The organism is Streptomyces sp. NPDC001599, from assembly GCF_042893535.1.
GTDB lineage: Bacteria > Actinomycetota > Actinomycetes > Streptomycetales > Streptomycetaceae > Streptomyces.
Genome location: NZ_JBIAVA010000001.1, coordinates 591,018 through 612,879, shown reverse-complemented (window position 1 = coordinate 612,879; position 21,862 = coordinate 591,018). Strand labels below are relative to the sequence as shown.

Below are 21,862 nucleotides of genomic sequence, written 5' to 3'. Positions count from 1 at the left end.
GGCCCGCGTCCCGCGGTCCGGTGAAGTTTCCTTCATGTGACCCTCATTGAGGGCTCACCGCGCCCGTGGACGCTCGAGGCGTGACGTTGAACCTCCGCCTCGCGGCGGCCCTGTGCGCGGCGCTGTCCCTGTGCGCGCTGCTGGCGGTCCCCGCCAACTTCCCCGCCCTGGGCGGCGACGCGCGCCTGACCCTCGCCGTGTTCGCGCTGGCCACCTGCGCCTGGATCGGTACGCCGATCGACGACACGTACATCGCGCTGGGCGCCGGACTCGCGCTCACCGCGACCGGTGTGATCAGCAGCGACACGCTGTTCGGCACCCTCGGTGACGACACAGTGTGGCTGCTGATCTGCGCGTTCGTGCTGGCCGCCGCGGTCGCCCGGACCGGGCTCGCGGGGCGGGCGGCGGCGTTCCTGGTGGGCGGGGCGCGCACGGTGCGGCAGCTGGTGCACCTGACGACGGCCGCGCTGGTCGTCACGGCCTTCGCGGTGCCGGCCACCTCGGGCCGGGCGGCGCTCGCACTGCCGGTGTTCCTCGCCCTCGCCAAGGCGCTCGCCGACCGGAAACGACTGGTCGTGATGCTGGCGCTGCTGTTCCCGACCGTGATCCTGCTGTCGGCGGTGGCGACCCTGATCGGAGCCGGTGCGCATCTGATCACGGTGTCGGTGCTGTGGGAGGCGACCGGGGACCGGATCGGCTTCACCCAGTGGCTGCTGCTCGGCCTGCCGCTGGCGGTGGCCTCCTCCCACCTCGCCGCGGAGACGGTCCTGCTGACGACCACGCGCCGCGCGGACCGCGCGGGGCCCGTCCGCATCACCGCCGAGGAGATACAGCGGCACAGCGAGTGCCCGGTCACCGGCCCCTGGACACAGGCCGAGAAGCGCTGCGCGCTGCTGCTGGCCACGGTGGTGGCCCTGTGGTGCAGCGAGCCCCTGCACCGGGTCTCCCCCGCCGTGGTGGCGCTGATCGGCGCGGTCGTCGCCTCCTCCCCCGCGCTGGGCACCGTACGGCTCAAGGACGCGCTGAGGACCGTGCCGTGGTCGCTGCTGCTGTTCATGGCGGCGACGATGGCGATGGGCGTCGCGCTGGCCGACTCCGGTGCGGCGCAGTGGCTGGTGTCGGGCCTGCCCGCGGACGTCGCCCCGGCCGTCTTCCTCGGCGTGGTGGTCGCGGTGAGCACGGCGGCCCACCTGGTCCTCCAGTCCCGTTCCGCCCGCTCCTCCGTGCTGGTCCCGCTGGTGATCGCCGCGGCCGTCGGCGCCGGGGTCAACCCGGTCGCCGCCGCGCTCGCCTCTACGGCGGCGGCCGGGTTCTGCCACACGCTCCCGGCCTCCGCCAAGCCGGTCACGCTCTTCTCCGACGTGCCCGGCGTCCCCACCTACACCCCGCGCGACCTGCTGCGGCTGTCCGCCGTACTGGCGCCGCTGACCGCCCTGCTCGTGCTGTTCTTCGCCGCCGCGGTCTGGCCGCTGCTCGGCGTGCCCGTCACCCGCTGAAGGAGCCCACCATGTCCTCTCCGTCCCCTGTGCTGAACCGTGTCGTCGTGGCCCCCAGCGGATTCAAGGAGTCCCTGTCCGCCCGGGCCGCCGCCGACGCCATCGCGGCGGGCGTCCGCCGGGTGCTGCCGGACGCCGAGATCGACCGCATCCCGCTGGTGGACGGCGGCGAGGGCACCGCCGTGGCGCTGGCGGAGGCGACCGGCGGGCGGCTGGTGGCGCTGGCCGCCACCGGCCCGGTCGGCGACCGGGTCGGCACCCACTTCGCGCTGCTCGGCACCGGGGGCACGGCGGTGGTGGAGATGGCGGCCGTCGCGGGCCTGTCCCTGGTCCCCCGCGCCCTGCGCGACCCCGGCGCCACCACCACGTACGGCGTCGGCGAGCTGATCCGCGCCGCCCTCGGCACCGGGGCGCGGCGCGTCCTGGTCGGCTGCGGCGACTCGGGTACGTCCGACGGGGGCGCGGGCGCGCTCCAGGCGCTCGGGGCCCGGCTGCTGGACGCGGACGGCTTCGAACTCGGCCCCGGCGGACGGGAGCTGAACCGCCTGGTCCGCATCGACCCGTCCGGTCTGGACGCCCGGCTGAAGGACACCGAGCTGCTCGTCGCCTGCAACCCGTACAACGTGCTGTGCGGCGAGCGGGGCGTGGCCCGGGTATTCGGGCCGCAGAAGGGGGCGACGCCCGCGCAGGTCGAGGAGCTGTCGGCCGGGCTGGAGAACTGGGCGCGCGTCCTCACCCGCGACCTCGGTGTCGTCGGCACCGACCTGCGGACGGGTTCCGGCACCGGCGCCTCCGGCGGTCTCGGCGCGGGGCTCGCCGCCGTCGGCGCCCGGCTGCTGCCCCGCTTCGACGTGCTCCTGAGCCACCTCGACCTGGACGCCCGCCTCGCCCGGGCCGACCTGGTGCTCACCGCCGAGGGCGCCCTGGACCACCAGACGCCGCGCGGCAAGGTCCCGGCCGAGGTGGCCCGCCGCGCCAAGCTCTCCGGCCGGCCCGTCCTCGCCCTGGCGGGCACGCTCGGCGAGGGCGCGCACGACGTGCCCGGGGTGGACGCCTGCCACGGGATCATGCCGGCGCCGATGGCCCTGGCGGACGCGTTGCTGCGCGCCTCCGAGCTTCTCACCGAGGCCACGGAACGGGCGTTGCGGATGGTGCTGCTGGGGGCCCGGTTGCCGGCCGGGACGGCTCAGGCGGCGGTGCCGGTCACCGGCGCCGTGTCGCCGGACGCCGTGTCGCCGGACGTCGTGTCGGGCACGCAGCGCCCGTCCTCGGTGCGGTAGTTCCAGCGGGCGCCGTCGCTCACCAGCTCCCGGACGGCGCTCACGAACCGCTCCACGTGCTCGTCCGGGGTGCCCGCGCCGAAGCTGACGCGGATGGCGTTGAGGGACTTCTCGCCGGGCGCCGCCTCGGGCGCGCCGCACTCGCCCTGCGTCTGCGGGTCGCTGCCGAGCAGGGTGCGCACCAGCGGGTGGGCGCAGAACAGGCCGTCGCGCACGCCGATGCCGTACTCGGCGGAGAGCGCGGCGGCGAAGTGCGAGCTGTTCCAGCCCTCGACGACGAAGGAGAGCACCCCGACGCGCGGCGCGTCGTCGCCGAAGAGGGAGAGGACGCGCACCTCGGGCACCTCGGCGAGGCCCTCGCGCACCGTCCGGATCAGGTACTCCTCGCGGGCGACCAGCGTGTCGAACCCGGCCTCGGTGAGCGCCTTGCAGGCGGCGGCGATCGCGTAGGCGCCGATGACGTTGGGCGACCCGGCCTCGTGGCGGGCGGCGCTGTCGTGCCACTGGACGTCCACGCCGCCGTCCGCGCGCCGGGAGACACTGCGGCTGGCGCCGCCGCCGGCCAGGTACGGCTCGGCCTCGCGCAGCCAGTCGGCCCGCCCGGCCAGCACGCCGGAGCCGAAGGGCGCGTACAGCTTGTGGCCGGAGAAGGCGACCCAGTCCACGTCCAGGTCGCGCACGCTCACCGGGTGGTGCGGGGCGAGCTGGGCGGCGTCCAGCACGATCCGGGCGCCGTGCGCGTGCGCGGCGGCGGCCAGTTCCCGCACCGGCCACAGCTCGCCGGTGACGTTGGAGGCGCCGGTGACGCAGACCAGGGCGGGTCCGTACGGCTCGCGGGCGGCGAGGGCGCGCTCCAGGGTCTCGACGGCCTGCGCGGGCGTGCGCGGGGCGTCCAGGTAGGTCACGTCGGCGTCGCGCCAGGGCAGCAGCGAGGCGTGGTGCTCGGTCTCGAAGACGAAGACCCGGCAGTCGGCGGGCAGCGCGGCGGCGAGCAGGTTCAGGGAGTCGGTGGTGGACCGGGTGAAGACGACCTGGTCGTCGTCCCGGCAGCCGAGGAACCCGGCGACGGTCCCGCGGGCGTTCTCGAACAGGTCGGTCGACAGCTGCGAGAGGTACCCGGCGCCCCGGTGCACACTGCCGTAGTAGGGCGCGTAGGCGGCCACGTCGTCCCAGACCCGCTGGAGCGCGGGCGCGCTGGCGGCGTAGTCGAGCGCGGCGTAGGTGACCTGACCGCCGGTGACGAGCGGCACGGTGACGTCCCGGCCGAGGACGGGCAGCGGGGTGGCGACAGCGGTGGGTACGGACATGGCGGACTCCCGTGAGGACCAGCGCGCGGCAGGGCGCTGTGAAGAGAAGAAAAGGGGTGTGCGGAGGCGGGGCTCTGCGGCCCTATCGCATTCGCTGGTTCACGGAAGACTCCCTCGGACGACCCAGGACCCCTGGTTCCGCGAGGGGTCCGCGCTTGCCGTGGACCTTGCTGTCCACGACCTGGTCCTCACCCGGGGCACCCCGCCACGGACGGAGGGTTGCCGGACAGTCGGCCGGGGCCTCATGACTGTCACTCATGACCTGTCGAAAAACCTAGGGGAAATGATCGGCGTCCCGCAACCCGGTTCCGGATCGCGGGACGCACGTCACATGTACTGCCTGCCGTACTGCCGTACTGCCTGCCGTACTGCCGCTCAGGCGTTGCTGACGGCCACCCAGCGCTCCAGCACCCGCCGGGCCGCCCCGGAGTCGATCGCCTCGGCCGCCCGGTCCATCCCGGCCCGCAGCTGCCCCGCCAGCGGACCCTCACCGGGCTCCAGGGCCACCAGGGCCGCCGCCGAGTTCAGCAGGACCGCGTCCCGCACCGGGCCCTGCTCGCCGGCCAGCAGGCGGCGGGCGACGTCGGCGTTGTAGGAGGCGTCGGCCCCGCGCAGCGCCTCGACCGGCACCAGCTCGATCCCGACGTCCCGCGGGTCGAAGGTCTCCTCGGTCACCCGGCCGTCGCGCACGACCCAGACCCGGGAGGTGGAGGTCGTGGTCAGCTCGTCGAGTCCGTCGTCGCCGCGGAAGACCAGCGACGAGTGGCCGCGCTCGGCGAAGACACCGGCGACGATCGGTGCCATCCGGGCGTGGGCGACCCCGACCGCCTGGGCCTTCACCCGGGCGGGGTTGGTCAGCGGACCCAGGAAGTTGAACACCGTACGGATGCCGAGCTGACCGCGGGCCGTCGCCACGTGGCGCAGCGCCGGGTGGAACTTCACGGCGAAGCAGAAGGTGATGCCGGCTTCCTCGGCGACCTCCGCCACCCGCTGCGGCGTCAGCTCCAGGTTGACCCCGAGCTTCTCCAGGACGTCGGAGGCCCCGGACGCCGAGGAGGCGGCCCGGTTGCCGTGTTTGACGACCTTCGCCCCCGTGCCGGCCAGGACGATCGCCGACATGGTGGAGATGTTGACCGTCTTGGCGCCGTCGCCGCCGGTGCCGACGATGTCGACGGTCCTGCCCGGCACCTCGATCACGTTGGCGTGTTCGTACATGGTGCGGACAAGCCCGGAGATCTCCTCGACGGTCTCCCCCTTGAACCGCAGGCCCACCGCGAACCCGGCGATCTGCACGTCGGTCGCCTCGCCGCGCATGATCACGTCCAGCGCCCAGGCGGTGTCGTCCGCGCTCAGGTCGCGGCCGTCCAGCAGTCCGTTCAACAGGGCGGGCCAGGAGCGGTCCGCCGTGGTGTCGCCTCCAGCGGGGGTCACAGCGCTCATAGCCGCTCCTGAATCATGTGTGTCGTCGACGGGATCGTGCTCCCACCCTATCCAGCCCCGGGCAGGGCGAAGGGCCCCGTCCGCAGAACGGAACGGGGCCCTTCGACCGTGGTGTGGCGACGCTGGAGGGTCAGTGGTGGCCGTGGCCGCTCGTGATCTCCTTGTACTCCTCGACGGTCGGCTTCGGAATCTGCGACTCCTCGCCGTAGTACGACTCGCTGAGCTTGGCACGGAGCTTCTGCGTGCCGCTCACCTTGCGCTCGACGCCGTTCTCGTCGACCGTCGGGCCGATCTCGGCCGGCTGGTACTGCTCGTGCGCCGTGAGCGTGTGCAGCTGCTCCTGGCTGAGCGGCTCGTGCACCTCGATGAACTCACCGTGCGGCAGGCGCTTGATGATGCCGGACTCGCGTCCGTGCAGCACCTTGTCCTTGTCCCGGCGCTGGAGGCCCAGGCAGATCCGCTTGGTGGCGATGAAGGCGACGACCGGTCCGACGAAGAACGCGATGCGGACGAACCAGGTGATCGCGTTGATCGACAGGTGGAAGTGGGTGGCCCACAGGTCGTTGCCGCCACCGATCAGCAGCACGAAGTAGACGGTCAGCCAGGCGACACCGAAGGCCGTACGGGTCGGGGCGTTGCGCGGGCGGTCCAGGATGTGGTGCTCGCGCTTGTCGCCGGTGACCCAGGACTCGATGAACGGGTAGACCGCGATCGCCGCCAGGACCAGCGGGAAGATCAGCAGCGGGACGAACACGCCCAGGACGAGTGTGTGGCCCCAGGCGTTGATCTCCCAGCCGGGCATCACACGGATCAGGCCCTCGGAGAAGCCCATGTACCAGTCCGGCTGGGCGCCGGTGGAGACCTGGTCGGGCCGGTAGGGCCCGATGGCCCAGATCGGGTTGATCGTGGCGATGGCCGACACGACGGAGATCACACCGAAGACCAGGAAGAAGAAGCCTCCGGCCTTCGCCGTGTACACCGGCAGCAGCGGCATGCCGACGACGTTCTTGTTGGTCTTGCCGGGACCCGCGAACTGCGTGTGCTTGTGGTAGAAGACCAGGATCAGGTGGCCCACCAGCAGGCCGAGCATGATGCCCGGCAGCAGCAGGATGTGGATCGAGTAGAACCGGGACACGAAGTCGTGGCCGGGGAACTCGCCGCCGAAGAGGAAGAACGAGATGTACGTGCCGACGATCGGCACGGACAGGATCGCACCCTCCATGAAGCGGATGCCGGTGCCCGAGAGCAGGTCGTCCGGGAGCGAGTAACCGGTGAAACCGGTGAACATGCCGAGGACGAGCAGCAGGAAGCCGAACAGCCAGTTGACCTCGCGCGGCTTGCGGAACGCGCCGGTGAAGAAGACGCGCATCATGTGCACGAACATGCCGGCCAGGAAGATCAGCGCGGCCCAGTGGTGGATCTGCCGGATCAGCAGACCGCCGCGGACGTCGAAGCTGATGTCCAGAGTGGAGGCGTACGCCTCACTCATCATCTGGCCCTGCAGCGGCACGTACGAGCCGTGGTACTCGACCTCGGCCATCGACGGGTGGAAGAACAGCGTCAGGTACACACCCGTGAGGATGATGATGATGAAGCTGTAGAGGCAGACCTCACCCAGCATGAACGACCAGTGGTCGGGGAAGATCTTGCGCATGTTGGCCTTGGCCAGGGAGTAGATCCCCAGCCGGCCGTCGGCCCAGTCGGCGACGCGCTCGCCGGCCGGTGCCTTCCCGCGTGAGCGGGACGGTTCGTTGGCTGCAGTACTCATCCGCGCTCCCAGAAAGCAGGACCGACGGGCTCTTCGAAGTCGCCGAGCGCTTCGAGGTAACCCTCGTCGTTCACGCCGATGCGCAGCTGCGGCAGGGCGTGACCGGCGGGACCGAAGATGACCCGGGCGCCGTCGGCAAGGTCGAAGGTGGACTGGTGGCAGGGGCAGAGCGCGTGGTGCGTCTGCTGCTCGTACAGGGAGATCGGACAACCGACGTGGGTGCAGATCTTCGAGTACGCCACGATGCCCTCGTGCGACCACTCGAGCTCGCGCTTGTCCTTGATGGAGTCCGGCTCCAGCCGGATGATCATCAGAGCGGCCTTGGCGATCTCGTTCTGGAAGTCCTCGTCGTGCTCCTCCAGGCCCTCGGGCATGGCGAAGGTGAGCGAGCCCACCGCGACGTCGGAGGGACGCAGCGGCTCGTTGGTGTTCATGTTGACGAGGAGCTTGCCCTTGGACCACAGGGTGTGGCGGAGCTTGGTCCCGGGCAGCGGACCGAGGTCGCGCAGCAGGACGACGCCGGAGAGCGGCACCAGGGTGAGCGCGCCCAGCATCGTGTTGCGGATCAGCTTGCGGCGCCCGATCACGGACTCCTTGGCGCCCTGCTTGAAGTCCGCGTGGACCTTGGCACGGACCTCGGGGGACGCCTCGATCGGGTGACGCTCGTCGGCGACCTCCTCGTCGGACATCAGGGTGCGGGCCCAGTGGACCGCGCCCGCGCCGATGGCGAACAGCGCGACGCCGAGCGTCATGCCGAGCGCGAAGTTCAGCGCACTGATGTGACCGAGCGGGAAGATGTAGACCGACTTGTCGACGTCGATCGCCACGAACGCGGCGATGAAGGCGATGGTGGCCAGCATCGACAGCGTGAACAGCAGGGCGACCGTGCGCTCGGACCGCTTGGCGGCCCGCTCGTCGACGTCCTGGACCCGCGGCTCGTGGGGCGGCAGACCCGGGTCGGCGAACGGGTTCGTCTCGTCCGCGGGCCGGGCGGCCGCGCCGTGCGGGCGGTCCTGCTCTGCCGGCAGGTTCTCTTCTGGAATGTCTTGGCTACTCATGACTTCTTGGCCTTTGCGGTCCGAGCGGCGACCCAGACGGCGACGGCGATCAGCGCGCCCAGTCCGAACACCCAGGCGAACAGACCCTCACTGACCGGGCCGAGTCCGCCGAGGCTGAGACCACCGGGGCTCTCGGTGTCGTCACCGTTGACCGCGTCCAGGTAGGCGATGATGTCCTTCTTGTTCTGCTCCGACAGCGTGGTGTCGGGGAAGGAGGGCATGTTCTGCGGGCCGGTCTGCATGGCCTCGTAGATGTGCTTCGGGTCGACACCCTCGAGGCTCGGCGCGTACTTGCCGTGCGTCAGGGCGCCGCCCTTGCCGGTGAAGTTGTGGCACTGCGCGCAGTTGGTGCGGAACAGCTCACCACCCTTGGCGATGTCCGCGCCCTCGGGGCCGTACTTCTCCTCCGAGGGGATCGCCGGACCGGCACCCAGCGACGCGATGTACGCCGCGAGCTGGTCGATCTCCGCCTGGGAGTAGATGACCTTCTTCTTCGGGACCTGCGCGCCGGGCTGCTGGGCCGGCATGCGGCCGGTGCCCACCTGGAAGTCGACGGCCGCGGCGCCCACGCCGACCAGGCTCGGACCGTCGGTGGTGCCCTGCCCTCCGGTGCCGTGGCAACTGGCACAGCCGACGGCGTAGAGCTTCTTGCCCTCGTCGATGGCGAGGGACTGGGCGGATTCATCGGCCTGCGCCTTGCTCGCGGGTGCGAACGCGGCGTACAGCCCCCCTGTGCATGCCAGCGCGAGGAGTAGGACGACGAGGGCCGCCAGCGGATGGCGTCGTCGTGCGGAGAGCTTTTTCACGGATTACCCCGGTGTCAGGATCTTCTGCGTCGATGCTTCTGGTATTGCGCGGGTGCGTGCCGCGACTACTTGATCAGGTAGATCGTGGCGAACAGGCCGATCCAGACCACATCGACGAAGTGCCAGTAGTAGGACACGACGATGGCGGCGGTCGCCTGCTCGTGGGTGAACCTCCGGGCCGCGTAGGTGCGGCCGAGGACCAGCAGGAAGGCGATCAGTCCGCCCGTCACGTGCAGTCCGTGGAAGCCGGTGGTCAGGTAGAACGCCGAGCCGTACGGGTCGGACGAGAGCGAGATGCCCTCGTGCTTGACCAGCTCGGTGTACTCGAACACCTGACCGCCGATGAAGATCGCACCCATCACGAAGGTGACGATGAACCACATCCGGAGCTTCTTCACGTCACCGCGCTCGGCCGCGAACACGCCGAGCTGGCAGGTGAGGGAGGAGAGCACCAGGATCGTGGTGTTCGTCGCGGAGAACGGGATGTTCAGCGCGTCGGCCTTCTCGGACCAGAAGTCCGGGCCGGTCACCGATCGCAGGGTGAAGTACATCGCGAAGAGGGCCGCGAAGAACATCAGCTCGGAACTCAACCAGATGATGGTTCCGACGCTGGTGAGGTTCGGCCGGTTGACCGACGGGTGCGCGTGCCCGGTTTCTACTGTCGTTGCTGTCGCCACGACCGACATTATGTCGGTCGCTTATCCCGCCCTCACCCCGGGGGGTGCCGTTCGGTGTGTTCCCCCTGCTTGTACGGCCCGGATGGCCCATCGAACGGCCCGTCGGCGGCCTGTCGAAGGCCTGTCCGAACCAGTGCTGACGGGACGTTCGAGGGAGTAGCATCCGCCCCAACGGGCTACGACAGCCTTCACCGGTCTCACCGCGTATCGGAGGAAGCATGCAGGCGACCGCCACGGTGCTGGTCTACAGCGACGACTCCAACACCCGCGAACAGGTGCGGCTCGCGACCGGCCGCCGGCCGGCTCCGGACGTGCCCGTGGTCGAGTTCGTGGAGTGCGCGACCCCGGCCGCCGTGCTCAAGGAGCTGGACAAGGGCGGGATCGACGTCTGCGTCCTGGACGGCGAGGCCGTGCCCATGGGCGGCATGGGCATGTGCCGCCAGATCAAGGACGAGGTCTTCCAGTGCCCGCCGGTGCTGCTGCTCATCGCCCGGCCGCAGGACGCGTGGCTGGCCACGTGGAGCCGGGCGGAGGCGGCTGTGACGCTGCCGGTGGAGCCGGTGGAGTTCGCGGGTGCGCTGGCCGCGCTGCTGCGGGAGAAGCGGCTGCAGGGAGTCTAGGGGCGCCTTCCAGCTCGGGGGTGCGGGTCTTGTCGCGTGTGCCGCGCCATCGTGGCTGGTCGCGCAGTTCCCCGCGCCCCTTCAAAACCTCACACAGCCGTTGGGCGTAGACGTGCCGTGTCCTGGTTGTTCGACGCACCGGTGCCGCCAGTCAGGGCGCTGCCGGTGCGCCACTTGGTCCAGTCCATGTTCCAGTCGCCGAAGCCGTTGCCGAAGGGTTCCATCGTCTCGCCGCCGGAGTTGACGACCTCGACGAGGTCGCCCTCCTGGACCGTGTTGAAGAACCACTCCGCGCTGTCGGTACTCATGCCGACGCAGCCGTGGCTGACGTTGGCGATGCCCTGGGAGCCGACGGACCAGGGGGCGGCGTGCACGTACTCGCCGCTCCAGGTCACCCGGGTGGCCCAGTAGACCGGCAGGTCGTACGACTCCGAGGAGCCCTCGGCGATGCCGACGGTGCTGCTGCGCATGCGTACGAAGGATTCCTTGCCGAGGACGACCTTGACGCCGTTGCGGGTCTCGAACCCGGGCTTGCCGGTGGTGACCGGGATCTCCCGGATCGCCTCGCCGTCCTGGTAGACCGTCAGCGTGTGGGCGGCGGCGTCGGTGACGGCCACCACGCGGTCGTCCGTGGTGATCTTCAGGGGCTTGGCCTTGCCGCCCCACATCCGGTCGCCGATCTTGATGCCGTCCAGGGTGCTGTGGACCTTGACGGTGGCGTGGGCGGGCCAGTACTCCTCGGGCCGGTAGTGCAGCTTCTTGTCGTCCACCCAGTACCAGCCGCCCCGCACGGCGGGGGTGGAGTCGACCTTCAGGGCGCGCTCCACTATGGCCCGCTGGGCCGGGTCCTTGACCGGCTGGCTCAGTTCCGCCGTGATGGGCTGACCGACGCCGTACGCGCCCGCCTTGGGCCCGAAGGTGACGTCCAGGGTCTTCTTCGCGCCGGGCTTGCCGGTCTCGAAGGTGAGCACCTTGCGGCCGGGCGCGCCGTCCCCGTCCTCGGTGCTGACGCGCACCGTGTAGCTGGCGTTGGCCGCCAGGGGCGAGGTGCTGTGCCAGCGGGCTCCGTCGGCGGACAGCTCGCCCGCGACGTGGCGTCCGGCCGCGTCCATGGCCGTGACGTCCGTGATGCGCCCGTCGGCGCCCTCGGCGACCACCTCCAGGGGTTTGTCCGGGTCGGCCTTCTTCCCGGCGTCCGTGGGGCCGTTGAAGGAGATCTGGCCGGCCGCGTCGTAGGGCGTGGCGGACAGTGGGTTGTCGTCGTCGCCGAGGCAGGCGGTGACGCTCGCGCCGAGGGCGATCACCAGCAGGGTGCAGCCGACGACCGTACGCCCCCGCGCCTGGAAGTGAACCGTGTTGCTCATGGCCTCACGCTAGGGAGAGACGTCAACGGCGGCGCGGTGGGTAAGCCGGAAGGGTGAGAGACCGTACGGCAGACGAAGGGGCCCGGACGCTCCTGGCGGAGTGTCCGGGCCCCTTCGCGCTCGACGCGTGCTACTGGGTCCGCGTGCTACTGGGTGCGGTTCTCACCGCGGTAGTACTCGAAGACCCAGCCGAACAGGCCGACCATGAGGATCGGTGCCGAGAAGTACATGACCCACCAGCCGACGGCGATGCCCAGGAAGGCGAGGGCGCCACCGACCGCGAGGGACAGCGGCTGCCAGCTGTGCGGGCTGAAGAACCCGACCTCGCCGGCGTCGTCCGCGACGTCCGCCTCCATGTCGTCCTGCGCCCCCGCGTCGACCCGCCGCGCCGTGAAGGCGAGGTAGAAGCCGATCATGATGGCCAGGCCGAAGGCCAGGAACAGCGCCGTGGTACCGGCCGGCTCCTTGGACCAGTAGCCGTAGACAACCGCCACGGCGAGGATGAAGACGCTCAACCAGATGAACATCTTGCCCTGGATCTTCACTTCCCGGCCTCCTTGCCGCCGGCGAGGGCCTTCTCACCGTGGCCGACGTTCTCCAGCTGGTCGATCGCGGAGATCTCGGGGTGGTGCAGGTCGAAGGCGGGGGATTCACTGCGGATGCGCGGCAGCGTGAGGAAGTTGTGCCGCGGCGGCGGGCAGGAGGTCGCCCACTCCAGCGAACGGCCGTAGCCCCACGGGTCGTCCACCTCGATCTTCTTGCCGTACTTGGCGGTCTTCCAGATGTTGTAGAAGAACGGCAGTATCGACATACCGAGCAGGAACGAGCTGATCGTCGAGATCGTGTTCAGGGCGGTGAAGCCGTCCGCGGCCAGGTAGTCGGCGTAGCGACGCGGCATGCCCTCGGCGCCCAGCCAGTGCTGGACCAGGAACGTGCCGTGGAAGCCGACGAACAGCGTCCAGAACGTGATCTTGCCCAGGCGCTCGTCCAGCATCTTGCCGGTGAACTTCGGCCACCAGAAGTGGAAGCCGGCGAACATCGCGAACACCACGGTGCCGAACACCACGTAGTGGAAGTGCGCCACCACGAAGTACGAGTCGGAGACGTGGAAGTCCAGCGGCGGCGAGGCCAGGATGACACCGGTCAGACCACCGAAGAGGAAGGTGATCAGGAAGCCGGTGGACCACAGCATCGGTGTCTCGAAGGACAGCGAGCCCTTCCACATGGTGCCGATCCAGTTGAAGAACTTCACACCGGTCGGGACCGCGATCAGGAAGGTCATGAAGGAGAAGAACGGCAACAGCACGCCGCCCGTGACGTACATGTGGTGGGCCCACACCGTCACCGACAGACCCGCGATCGCGATCGTCGCGCCGATCAGACCCATGTAGCCGAAGATCGGCTTGCGGGAGAAGACCGGGATGATCTCACTGACGATGCCGAAGAACGGCAGCGCGATGATGTAGACCTCTGGATGCCCGAAGAACCAGAACAGGTGTTGCCACAGCAAGGCCCCGCCGTTGGACGAGTCGAAGATGTGGGCACCGAACTTGCGGTCGGCCTCCAGCGCGAACAGGGCCGCGGCCAGCACCGGGAAGGCCAGCAGGACCAGCACACCGGTCAGCAGCACGTTCCAGGTGAAGATCGGCATGCGGAACATGGTCATGCCGGGCGCGCGCATGCAGATGATCGTGGTGATGAAGTTGACCGAGCCGAGGATCGTGCCGAAGCCGGAGAAGGCCAGACCCATGATCCACAGGTCGCCGCCGATGCCGGGCGAGTGCACCGCGTCGGACAGCGGCGAGTAGGCGAACCAGCCGAAGTCGGCCGCGCCCTGGGGGGTCAGGAACCCGCCCACCGCGATGGTCGAGCCGAACAGGTACAGCCAGTAGGCGAACATGTTCAGCCGGGGGAACGCCACGTCCGGCGCGCCGATCTGCAGCGGCATGATCCAGTTCGCGAAGCCCGCGAACAGCGGCGTCGCGAACATCAGCAGCATGATCGTGCCGTGCATCGTGAACGCCTGGTTGAACTGCTCGTTCGACATGATCTGAAGACCAGGTCGAGCCAGCTCGGCGCGCATGAAGAGCGCCATCACGCCGCCGATCACGAAGAACGCGAACGACGTCACCAGGTACATCGTGCCGATCGTCTTGTGGTCAGTGGTCGTGAGCCACTTGATCACGACGTTGCCGGGCTGCTTGCGCCGTACCGGCAGCTCGTTCTCGTACGAGTCCTCCGCTGCCGAGGCACCCTGGGGTTCGTTGAGGATGCTCACAGGTTGTTCGTCTCCCGGTTCTTCTCGTGGCTCGTCTGAGCGATGCCCGCGGGAACGTAACCGGTCTGCCCCTTCTTCGCGAGGTCCTGGAGGTGCTGCTCGTAGCGCTCCGGGGAGACGACCTTGACGTTGAACAGCATCCGGGAGTGGTCCACGCCGCACAGCTCGGCGCACTTGCCCAGGAAGGTCCCCTCCTTGTTGGGGGTGACCTCGAAGGCGTTGGTGTGGCCCGGAATCACGTCCTGCTTCATGAGGAACGGCACCACCCAGAAGGAGTGGATGACGTCACGCGAGGTCAGGACGAAGCGGACCGTCTTGCCCTTGGGGAGCCAGAGGGTCGGGCCGGGGTTGCCGGTCTGCGGGTTCTCCGTGCCGGGGGTACCGCAGTCGTAGACACCGCCGGCGTTGGCCGGGAAGTCCTCGATGAACCGGTCCGGGATGCCGGCCAGTTCCTTGGAGGTCTTGGCGTCGCCGGTGGAGCCCGGGACGTCCTCGATGTGGTTGAAGCACCAGCTCCACTGGAAGCCGACCACGTTGACCGTGAGGTCGGGCTTCTTGTTGAGGCTCATGAGATCGGACTCGTCACGCGCGGTGAAGTAGAACAGCACCGAGACGATGACGAGCGGAACCATGGTGTACAGCGCCTCGATGGGCAGGTTGTACCTGGTCTGCGGAGGGACCTCGACCTTGGTGCGGCTGCGCCGGTGGAAGAAGACACTCCACAGGATCAGGCCCCACACCAGCACGCCGGTGGCCAGCGCGGCGGCCCATGAGCCCTGCCACAGGGAGAGGATCCGCGGAGCCTCTTCCGTGGTGGGGGTGGGCATGCCGAGGCGGGGGAAGTCCTCGTATGTGCAACCGGTGGCGGTCGCCAGGACCAGGCCCGCGGTCAGTGCCTGCAGCAGCTTCCGCCGCATCGGGCGCCGCGGCGAGCGGTCGGAGCCGTTGGGACTCACGTAGCGCCTTCCCGAGAGTCTCGCCCGCGCGGTTGGCTGCGGCCTGCCTTCTCGCTGGTCGGTCGCCGCCCTGCGTCGGGCAGGGGTTTGATGTTTATGCGGACCAAACCCTAGCCGACGCCCTCCGGGGGGTCGCGGGGAGGGTGGCATACGCGCCGGGGGTCACCCAGAAAGGGTGGGACGGGGGCGCCTACGGGGCGGGGAGGTGCGGTTTCGTGGGCGGCTGACGATGCGTCGTGGCTTGTCGCGCCCGCGCGGCGGAGCCGCACATGTCACAGCCCCGCGCCCCTGACGGGGCGCTTCAGTCCCCGGCGTTCTAGCGTTGCTGTGTGGCCTACTTCGACGCTGCTTCCGCTGCTCCCCTTCATCCTGTCGCGCGACAGGCGCTGTTGGCGTCTCTTGACGAGGGGTGGGCCGATCCTGCTCGGCTGTACCGCGAAGGGCGGCGGGCGCGGTTGCTGCTCGATGCCGCTCGGGAGGCGGCGGCCGAGTGCGTGGGGTGTCGGCCGGACGAGTTGGTGTTCACTCCTTCGGGGACGCGGGCGGTGCATTCAGGGGTGGCGGGGGCGCTGGCCGGGCGGCGGCGCGTCGGACGCCACCTGATCGTGTCAGCCGTCGAACACTCCTCCGTACTGCATGCGGCCGAGGCGCACGAGGCCGACGGCGGGAGTGTCACGCAGGTGGACGTGGACCGCACGGGCGCGGTGGATCCCGAGGCGTACGCGGCGGCCCTGCGCGAGGACACCGCGCTGGCCTGTCTCCAGTCGGCCAACCACGAGGTGGGCACCGAGCAGCCGGTGTCCCGGGTGGCGGAGGCCTGCCGGGCCGCCGGGGTGCCGCTGCTGGTGGACGCGGCCCAGTCGCTGGGCTGGGGCCGGGTCGAGGGCGACTGGTCGTTGCTCACGGGCAGCGCCCACAAGTGGGGCGGGCCCGCGGGAGTGGGGCTGCTCGCCGTACGCAAGGGGGTCCGGTTCGCGCCGCAAGGGCCCGGGGACGAGCGGGAGTCGGGGCGGGCGCCCGGTTTCGAGAACCTGCCGGCGATCGTGGCCGCGGCGGCGTCGCTGCGGGCGGTGCGGGCCGAGGCGGCGGCGGAGGCGGCCCGGCTGCGGAAGCTGACGGAGCGGATCCGGTCCCGGGTGCCGGAGCTGGTGCCGGACGTGGAGGTGGTCGGCGATCCCTCGCGCCGGCTGCCCGGGGTCGTCACCTTCTCGTGTCTCTATGTCGACGGGGAGACCTTGCTGCACGAGCTGGACCGCGCCGGCTTCTCCGTGTCGTCCGGATCGTCCTGCACCAGCAGCACGCTGACGCCGAGCCACGTCTTGCGGGCGATGGGGGTGCTCAGCGAGGGCAACGTCCGGGTGTCGCTGCCGCCGGGGACACCGGCCGAGGACGTCGAGCGGTTCCTGGAGGTGCTCCCGGGCACGGTGGCCGCGGTGCGCGAGAAGCTGGGGGCGCCGGCCGCGACGGACACCGTCCGTGCGGCCGGCCCCGACCTCGTCGTGGACGCGCTGGGCCGGCGCTGCCCCATTCCGGTGATCGAACTCGCCAAGGTCATCGGCGACGTCCCCGTCGGCGGCATCGTCCGCGTCCTCTCCGACGACGAGGCGGCCCGCCTGGACATCCCGGCGTGGTGCGAGATGCGGGGACAGGAGTACGTGGGCGAGGAACCGGCGGAAAAGGGAACGGCCTACCTGGTCCGCCGGACCGGCTGACGCCGAGAAGGGGCGCGGGGCCCTGTCGATGTGCGGCTCCGCCGCGTGGGCGCGAACCACCACGACGCACCCGCACACGGCACCGCTCCGCAAGGGGCTCCCCCGTAGTCGCAACCCCGCATTCAGCCCAGGTGCGCCTGAACCTCCCCCGCGGCCTCGTCCCCGTACGCCTTCGTGAACCGCTCCATGAAGTGCCCGCGCCGCAGCTGGTACTCCTGCGTACCGACCGTCTCGATGACGAGCGTCGCCAGCATGCAGCCGATCTGCGCCGCCCGCTCCAGCGAGACACCCCACGCCAGTCCCGACAGGAACCCCGCGCGGAAGGCGTCGCCGACGCCCGTGGGGTCGGCCTTGCGCTCCTCGTCGGGGACGCCGACCTCGATGGTCTCCCCGCCGGCCCGCTCGATGCGCACGCCCCGCGCGCCCAGGGTGGTCACGCGGTGGCCGACCCGGTCGAGGATCTCGGCGTCGCTCCAGCCGGTCTTGGTCTCGATGAGCCCCTTCTCGTACTCGTTGGAGAAGAGGTAGGTCGCCCCGTCCAGCAGTATCCGGATCTCGTCGCCGTTCATCCGGGCGATCTGCTGGGAGAAGTCGGCGGCGAAGGGGATGGACCGCGCGCGGCACTCCTCGGTGTGCCGGAGCATCGCCTCCGGGTCGTCGGCGCCGATGGAGACCAGGTCGAGGCCGCCCACCCGGTCGGCGACGGTCTTCAGCTCGATGAGGCGGGCCTCGCTCATCGCACCCGTGTAGAAGGAGCCGATCTGGTTGTGGTCGGCGTCCGTGGTGCAGACGAAGCGGGCGGTGTGCAGGGTCTCGGAGATGCGGACCGAGCCGGTGTCGACGCCGTGCCGGTCGAGCCAGGCCCGGTACTCGTCGAAGTCCGAGCCGGCCGCGCCGACCAGGACCGGCCGGGTGCCGAGCTGGCCCATGCCGAAGGCGATGTTCGCGGCTACGCCGCCCCGGCGTACGTCCAGCTGGTCGACCAGGAAGGAGAGCGAGACCGTGTGCAGCTGGTCCGCGACGAGCTGGTCCGAGAAGCGGCCGGGGAAGGTCATGAGGTGGTCGGTGGCGATGGAGCCGGTGACTGCGATGCGCACGGCGTGGACTCTCTCCTGAGGGGAGGCGGGTTGACGGTTCACGCTACCCGGCGGCGCGGCCAGGCTGAAGCAGGCGAAACTACCCGGTAGTACAACTTTCTTCGCGGCACGGGACGTGCCTACGGTTCTGTTATGACGAACCTGAGGACCGCCGACCCCGCTCCGGCCGACCTGGACGGCGACCTGGCGTCGCTGCGCGGTGACTGCGCCCGGATGACACCGCGCTGGTCGGCGCCCGCCGACGCCTCCGCCCGGCCGGTGCCCCTCGCCCTCATCCACGGCGTCCGGGTGCCGCCGGCCTCGGCCCGGTTGCTGGACGCGATGTCCGACTACGGCGACTGAGCGCCGCCGGGCGGCCGTACGGCCGTTCGGGCGACCCGCGCCGTCACCGGGAACCGGTTCCGGCCCCACCGCGTCCCATCGCTGTCCCCAGTAACAGCCGAAGGAGCGATGCGGTGAACACCGAGCGACCCGACAACGACGACACCGCCGACGAGGCCGGCGGCGGGCGTCCCGCGCGGCGGCGCCCCCGGGCGGTCGCGGTCGCGTCGGTCGCCGCCGCGGTGCTGCTCGTCGGGGCCGGCGGTGCCTACGTGGCCACGTCCGCCGCCGACGGTGACCCGGACGGCGGTACGGCGTCCGGCGCGTCGGGCGACGGCACTCCCCCGCCGCTCCCCCTGGACGACCACGGGGCGTCGTCCCCGGAGGGCGGCTCGAACGGCATCGCGCCGGGCGAGCCCGACCCGTACGGCGTCACCTACCGCGCCGCCGGTCCGCTCCCCGAGGGCCCCGGCTCGGCGCCCGTCTACCAAGCGAAGGGCGACGTCACCGAGGCCGAGGTGGCCCGGCTGGCCGAGGCGCTAGGCGTCGAGGGCGCGCCCCGCACCCAGGGCGAGGCGTGGAGGGTCGGGAACGCGAAGGACGGTTCCGGGCCGCTGCTCACGGTGAGTCGTCAGGCGCCGGGCACCTGGACCTTCCACCGCTACGCACCCGGCACCGACAACTGCAAGAAGGGGCCGGTCTGCAAGGCGCCCTCCGCCGACGGGAACCCGGTGGGCGAGGCGGCCGCGAAGAAGGCGGCGGCACCGGTACTGAAGGCGCTGGGCCAGGACGACGCCAAGCTCGACGCGAGCCAGGTCATGGGCGCCCGGCGGGCCGTGAACGCGGAACCCGAGGTGGGCGGGCTGCCCTCGTACGGCTGGACGACGGGGATCGTCGTCGGGGCCCAGGGCGAGGTGGTCGGCGGCAGCGGCCGGGTGAAGGCACCGGTCAAGGGGGACACGTACCCCGTCCTGAACGCGGAGGAGACGCTGGCGCTGCTGAACGCGCCGGGTGCCGGTTCCGGCGCGGGGGCCGGTGGTGTCGGGGGCATCGGCGGCTGCGCGAGTCCCGTACCGCATCAGGACGGGGCGGACACGCCCTGCGGGCCGCCGACCGGTGCCCCGGAGCGGCCCGGGGCGGGGAAGCGGCAGACCGCCACGGTCGAGGACGCGGTGTTCGGGCTGGCCGCGCATCCGGTACGGGGGCAGCAGACGCTGGTGCCGTCCTGGCTGTTCGAGGTGCGGGCGCCGGGGGCGCGGGACGCGGTGACGGTCACGTATCCGGCGGTCGAGCCGAGGTTCCTGACCACGGCGGGCCCCGCCACGCCGCCCACCTCCCCGTCGGCCCCGGACGAGCCGACCGCCGGGCCCGGGGAGCCGCGGGACGTCCGCGTGAGCGGCTACACGGCCGCCGACGGCGAACTGACCGTGCACTTCACGGGCGGGGTGTGCTCCGACTACGACGCGAAGGCGAAGGAGAGCGGCGGGAAGGTGACCGTCACGGTGACCGAGACCCCGCATCCGGACCAGGTCTGCATCCTGATCGCCAAGGAGTACGAGCGGACGGTGCCGCTGGACGAGCCGCTCGGCGACCGGCCGGTCGTGGGCTCGGACGGCAAGGACGTCCCGGTGCACAAGCCGGGCGCGCGGCTGCCGGCGCCGTCCGGGGCCGGGTGACGCCGCACCCGAGGGATGGCAGAAGGGGGGGGGGGGGGGGGGGGGGGCCCCCCCCCCCCCCCCCCCCCCCTTCTCGCGCACCGGGACGCGGCGCGACCCTGCCTGCCGGCTGTCAGCTGAAGGAGTCGCCGCAGGCGCAGGAGCCGGTCGCGTTCGGGTTGTCGATCGTGAAGCCCTGCTTCTCGATGCTGTCCACGAAGTCGACGGTGGCACCGCCCAGGTACGGGGCGCTCATGCGGTCGGTGGTGACCTTCACGCCGCCGAAGTCCTTGACCACGTCGCCGTCGAGCGAGCGCTCGTCGAAGAAGAGCTGGTAACGCAGGCCGGAGCAGCCGCCGGGCTGGACGGCGACGCGCAGCGCGAGGTCGTCGCGGCCTTCCTGGTCGAGCAGCGCCTTGACCTTCGACGCGGCGGCGTCGGTCAGGATGATGCCGTCGGTGACGGTGGTGGTCTCGTCCGATACGGACATCTACATCTCTCCCGGGTTGTACGGAGACTGCTTGCCGACGGTTTCAACCGACGGAGCCGCGGATTCATTCCGGGCGGGACCGAGTCTTTGTCCTCGGCGTTCCCTTCATGCTCGCACATGCCCGCGCAGACGGTCAGCGGCTGTGGAAGGCCGCTCGGGCACCGGGATTCATGTCACACCGACACTATGGGCATCGTCAAAGTGACGTGAACCGGTTATGATATATAGCGTCAGTTCGACGAAAAGGGTCGACGAAAGTAGAAAGGGTGCGTGTCGTGACCACCGCCCAAACCCAGGAGCTCGACGTACAGCCGACGCCCCTCGCCCTGCTGCTGCTCGGCCGCGAGGCCGACCCGAGGAGCGAGCGCGGTGTGGAGTGTCCCGGTGACCTGCCCTCGCCCTCCGACCCGGACCTGGTCGCACGCGCCCGTGCGGCCAAGGAGAAGCTCGGTGACAAGGTCTTCGTGCTCGGTCACCACTACCAGCGCGACGAGGTCATCCAGTTCGCCGACGTCACGGGCGACTCCTTCAAGCTGGCCCGGGACGCGGCGGCGCGCCCGGAGGCCGAGTACATCGTCTTCTGCGGTGTGCACTTCATGGCGGAGTCGGCCGACATCCTGACCTCGCAGGACCAGAAGGTGGTCCTGCCCGACCTGGCGGCCGGGTGCTCCATGGCCGACATGGCCACCGCCGAGCAGGTCGCCGAGTGTTGGGACGTGCTGACCGAGGCCGGGATCGCCGAGCAGGTCGTGCCCGTGTCGTACATGAACTCGTCGGCGGACATCAAGGCGTTCACCGGCAAGCACGGCGGCACCATCTGCACCTCCTCCAACGCCGAGCGCGCCCTGAACTGGGCGTTCGAGCAGGGCGAGAAGGTCCTCTTCCTGCCCGACCAGCACCTGGGCCGCAACACGGCGGTGCGGGACCTGGGCATGTCCCTGGAGGACTGCGTCGTCTACAACCCGCACCGGCCGAACGGCGGGCTGACTGCGGAGGAACTGCGCAACGCGAAGATGATCCTGTGGCGGGGCCACTGCTCGGTGCACGGCCGCTTCAGCCTCGACTCGGTCAACGACGTGCGCGAGCGCATACCGGGCGTGAACGTCCTGGTGCACCCCGAGTGCAAGCACGAGGTCGTCGCCGCGGCGGACTACGTCGGCTCGACCGAGTACATCATCAAGGCCCTGGAGGCGGCCCCGGCCGGTTCCAAGTGGGCCATCGGGACCGAGCTGAACCTGGTCCGTCGCCTGGCGAACCGTTTCGCCGCCGAGGACAAGGAGATCGTCTTCCTCGACAAGACGGTCTGCTTCTGCTCGACCATGAACCGCATCGACCTCCCCCACCTGGTCTGGACGCTGGAGTCCCTGGCCGAGGGCACCCTGGTCAACCGCATCGAGGTGGACCAGGAGACGGAGGCCTTCGCCAAGCTGGCCCTGGAGCGCATGCTGGCGCTGCCGTAGGCGGTTCTTGCCGCGCGAGAGCACTGAGGGTGTCCCCACCGAGCGGTGGGGACACCCTCCTTGCGTGCTGCCGCCGC

19 protein-coding genes and 1 riboswitch are annotated in these 21,862 nt (G+C 70.6%); of the genes, 7 read left to right on the top strand and 12 right to left on the bottom strand.

The window, feature by feature from the left end; translation table 11 throughout:
• Window positions 1-80 precede the first annotated feature (80 nt).
• Together ACFYZ3_RS02765 and ACFYZ3_RS02760 are read left to right on the top strand one after the other, a co-directional pair.
• The gene (locus tag ACFYZ3_RS02765) at window positions 81-1,496 is read left to right on the top strand and encodes an SLC13 family permease (RefSeq protein ID WP_388513549.1); all 1,416 of its coding nucleotides are present in this window, start codon (window positions 81-83) and stop codon (window positions 1,494-1,496) included.
• A gap of 11 nt (window positions 1,497-1,507) precedes the next feature.
• Window positions 1,508-2,776: a glycerate kinase gene (locus ACFYZ3_RS02760; protein ID WP_388513548.1), complete on the top strand. Its 1,269-nt coding sequence runs from the start codon at window positions 1,508-1,510 to the stop codon at window positions 2,774-2,776.
• Here the strand turns inward: ACFYZ3_RS02760 and ACFYZ3_RS02755 are convergent.
• The 6 genes from ACFYZ3_RS02755 to ACFYZ3_RS02730 form a co-directional block, all read right to left on the bottom strand.
• Window positions 2,683-4,083 carry an aminotransferase class V-fold PLP-dependent enzyme gene (locus ACFYZ3_RS02755; protein WP_388513547.1) on the bottom strand — a complete coding sequence of 467 codons (1,401 nt, stop codon included), beginning with the start codon at window positions 4,081-4,083 and terminating at the stop codon, window positions 2,683-2,685. The two genes, ACFYZ3_RS02760 and ACFYZ3_RS02755, sit on opposite strands and share 94 nt — an antisense overlap.
• A gap of 146 nt (window positions 4,084-4,229) precedes the next feature.
• Window positions 4,230-4,346, bottom strand: a riboswitch (SAM riboswitch).
• A gap of 112 nt (window positions 4,347-4,458) precedes the next feature.
• Window positions 4,459-5,523, bottom strand: a complete 1,065-nt coding sequence (gene trpD, locus ACFYZ3_RS02750) for an anthranilate phosphoribosyltransferase (protein WP_388513546.1) — start codon at window positions 5,521-5,523, stop codon at window positions 4,459-4,461.
• A 130-nt stretch (window positions 5,524-5,653) separates the two neighbouring features.
• The gene (locus tag ACFYZ3_RS02745) at window positions 5,654-7,291 is read right to left on the bottom strand and encodes a cytochrome bc complex cytochrome b subunit (RefSeq protein ID WP_011028167.1); all 1,638 of its coding nucleotides are present in this window, start codon (window positions 7,289-7,291) and stop codon (window positions 5,654-5,656) included.
• Window positions 7,288-8,349, bottom strand: coding sequence for a Rieske 2Fe-2S domain-containing protein (locus ACFYZ3_RS02740; RefSeq protein WP_356864444.1), 1,062 nt, complete (start codon window positions 8,347-8,349; stop codon window positions 7,288-7,290). The genes ACFYZ3_RS02745 and ACFYZ3_RS02740 overlap by 4 nt, the downstream gene beginning before the upstream one ends.
• Window positions 8,346-9,155 carry a c-type cytochrome gene (locus ACFYZ3_RS02735; protein ID WP_087809788.1) on the bottom strand — a complete coding sequence of 270 codons (810 nt, stop codon included), beginning with the start codon at window positions 9,153-9,155 and terminating at the stop codon, window positions 8,346-8,348. Before ACFYZ3_RS02735 ends, ACFYZ3_RS02740 begins: the two co-directional genes overlap by 4 nt.
• 65 nt (window positions 9,156-9,220) lie before the next feature.
• Window positions 9,221-9,841 (bottom strand): heme-copper oxidase subunit III, encoded by a 621-nt coding sequence (locus ACFYZ3_RS02730; RefSeq protein ID WP_003976664.1) that lies wholly within the window; start codon window positions 9,839-9,841, stop codon window positions 9,221-9,223.
• 209 nt (window positions 9,842-10,050) lie between these two features.
• On the opposite strand from ACFYZ3_RS02730, the gene ACFYZ3_RS02725 reads away from it, so the two are divergent.
• Window positions 10,051-10,452: a hypothetical protein gene (locus ACFYZ3_RS02725; RefSeq protein WP_030186374.1), complete on the top strand. Its 402-nt coding sequence runs from the start codon at window positions 10,051-10,053 to the stop codon at window positions 10,450-10,452.
• An 89-nt stretch (window positions 10,453-10,541) separates the two neighbouring features.
• Here ACFYZ3_RS02725 and ACFYZ3_RS02720 read toward each other — a convergent pair whose 3' ends face one another.
• The 4 genes from ACFYZ3_RS02720 to coxB all read right to left on the bottom strand — a co-directional run bounded on the left by ACFYZ3_RS02720 (window position 10,542) and on the right by coxB (window position 15,050).
• On the bottom strand, window positions 10,542-11,816 hold the full coding sequence (locus ACFYZ3_RS02720) for an Ig-like domain-containing protein (protein ID WP_388513544.1): 1,275 nt from the start codon (window positions 11,814-11,816) through the stop codon (window positions 10,542-10,544).
• Between the two features lie 146 nt (window positions 11,817-11,962).
• Window positions 11,963-12,361 (bottom strand): cytochrome c oxidase subunit 4, encoded by a 399-nt coding sequence (locus tag ACFYZ3_RS02715; RefSeq protein WP_109031778.1) that lies wholly within the window; start codon window positions 12,359-12,361, stop codon window positions 11,963-11,965.
• Window positions 12,358-14,094: a cytochrome c oxidase subunit I gene (gene ctaD, locus ACFYZ3_RS02710; RefSeq protein ID WP_003976660.1), complete on the bottom strand. Its 1,737-nt coding sequence runs from the start codon at window positions 14,092-14,094 to the stop codon at window positions 12,358-12,360. The genes ACFYZ3_RS02715 and ctaD overlap by 4 nt, the downstream gene beginning before the upstream one ends.
• Window positions 14,091-15,050 (bottom strand): cytochrome c oxidase subunit II, encoded by a 960-nt coding sequence (gene coxB / locus ACFYZ3_RS02705; protein WP_011028168.1) that lies wholly within the window; start codon window positions 15,048-15,050, stop codon window positions 14,091-14,093. The genes ctaD and coxB overlap by 4 nt, the downstream gene beginning before the upstream one ends.
• 329 nt (window positions 15,051-15,379) lie before the next feature.
• Here coxB and ACFYZ3_RS02700 point away from each other — a divergent pair, with 329 nt between their 5' ends.
• Entirely contained in the window at window positions 15,380-16,762 is a 1,383-nt protein-coding gene (locus ACFYZ3_RS02700; protein ID WP_388513542.1) for a cysteine desulfurase/sulfurtransferase TusA family protein, read from the top strand.
• A gap of 122 nt (window positions 16,763-16,884) precedes the next feature.
• Here the strand turns inward: ACFYZ3_RS02700 and ACFYZ3_RS02695 are convergent, their stop codons facing one another.
• Complete coding sequence (locus ACFYZ3_RS02695; RefSeq protein WP_388513540.1) at window positions 16,885-17,859, bottom strand: carbohydrate kinase family protein; 975 nt, start codon at window positions 17,857-17,859, stop codon at window positions 16,885-16,887.
• A 132-nt stretch (window positions 17,860-17,991) separates the two neighbouring features.
• On the opposite strand from ACFYZ3_RS02695, the gene ACFYZ3_RS02690 reads away from it, so the two are divergent.
• Both ACFYZ3_RS02690 and ACFYZ3_RS02685 read left to right on the top strand, forming a co-directional pair.
• Window positions 17,992-18,201 (top strand): hypothetical protein, encoded by a 210-nt coding sequence (locus ACFYZ3_RS02690; RefSeq protein ID WP_388513538.1) that lies wholly within the window; start codon window positions 17,992-17,994, stop codon window positions 18,199-18,201.
• Window positions 18,202-18,314: 113 nt separating this feature from the next.
• Window positions 18,315-19,856, top strand: a complete 1,542-nt coding sequence (locus ACFYZ3_RS02685; RefSeq protein ID WP_388513537.1) for a hypothetical protein — start codon at window positions 18,315-18,317, stop codon at window positions 19,854-19,856.
• 112 nt (window positions 19,857-19,968) lie between these two features.
• Here ACFYZ3_RS02685 and ACFYZ3_RS02680 read toward each other — a convergent pair whose 3' ends face one another.
• A complete protein-coding gene (locus ACFYZ3_RS02680) occupies window positions 19,969-20,325 on the bottom strand; it encodes an iron-sulfur cluster assembly accessory protein (RefSeq protein WP_031030770.1) in 357 nt (118 codons plus the stop codon).
• Window positions 20,326-20,600: 275 nt separating this feature from the next.
• Between ACFYZ3_RS02680 and nadA the strand changes: the two genes are divergently transcribed.
• Window positions 20,601-21,785, top strand: coding sequence for a quinolinate synthase NadA (gene nadA, locus ACFYZ3_RS02675; RefSeq protein ID WP_388513536.1), 1,185 nt, complete (start codon window positions 20,601-20,603; stop codon window positions 21,783-21,785).
• Window positions 21,786-21,862 lie beyond the last annotated feature (77 nt).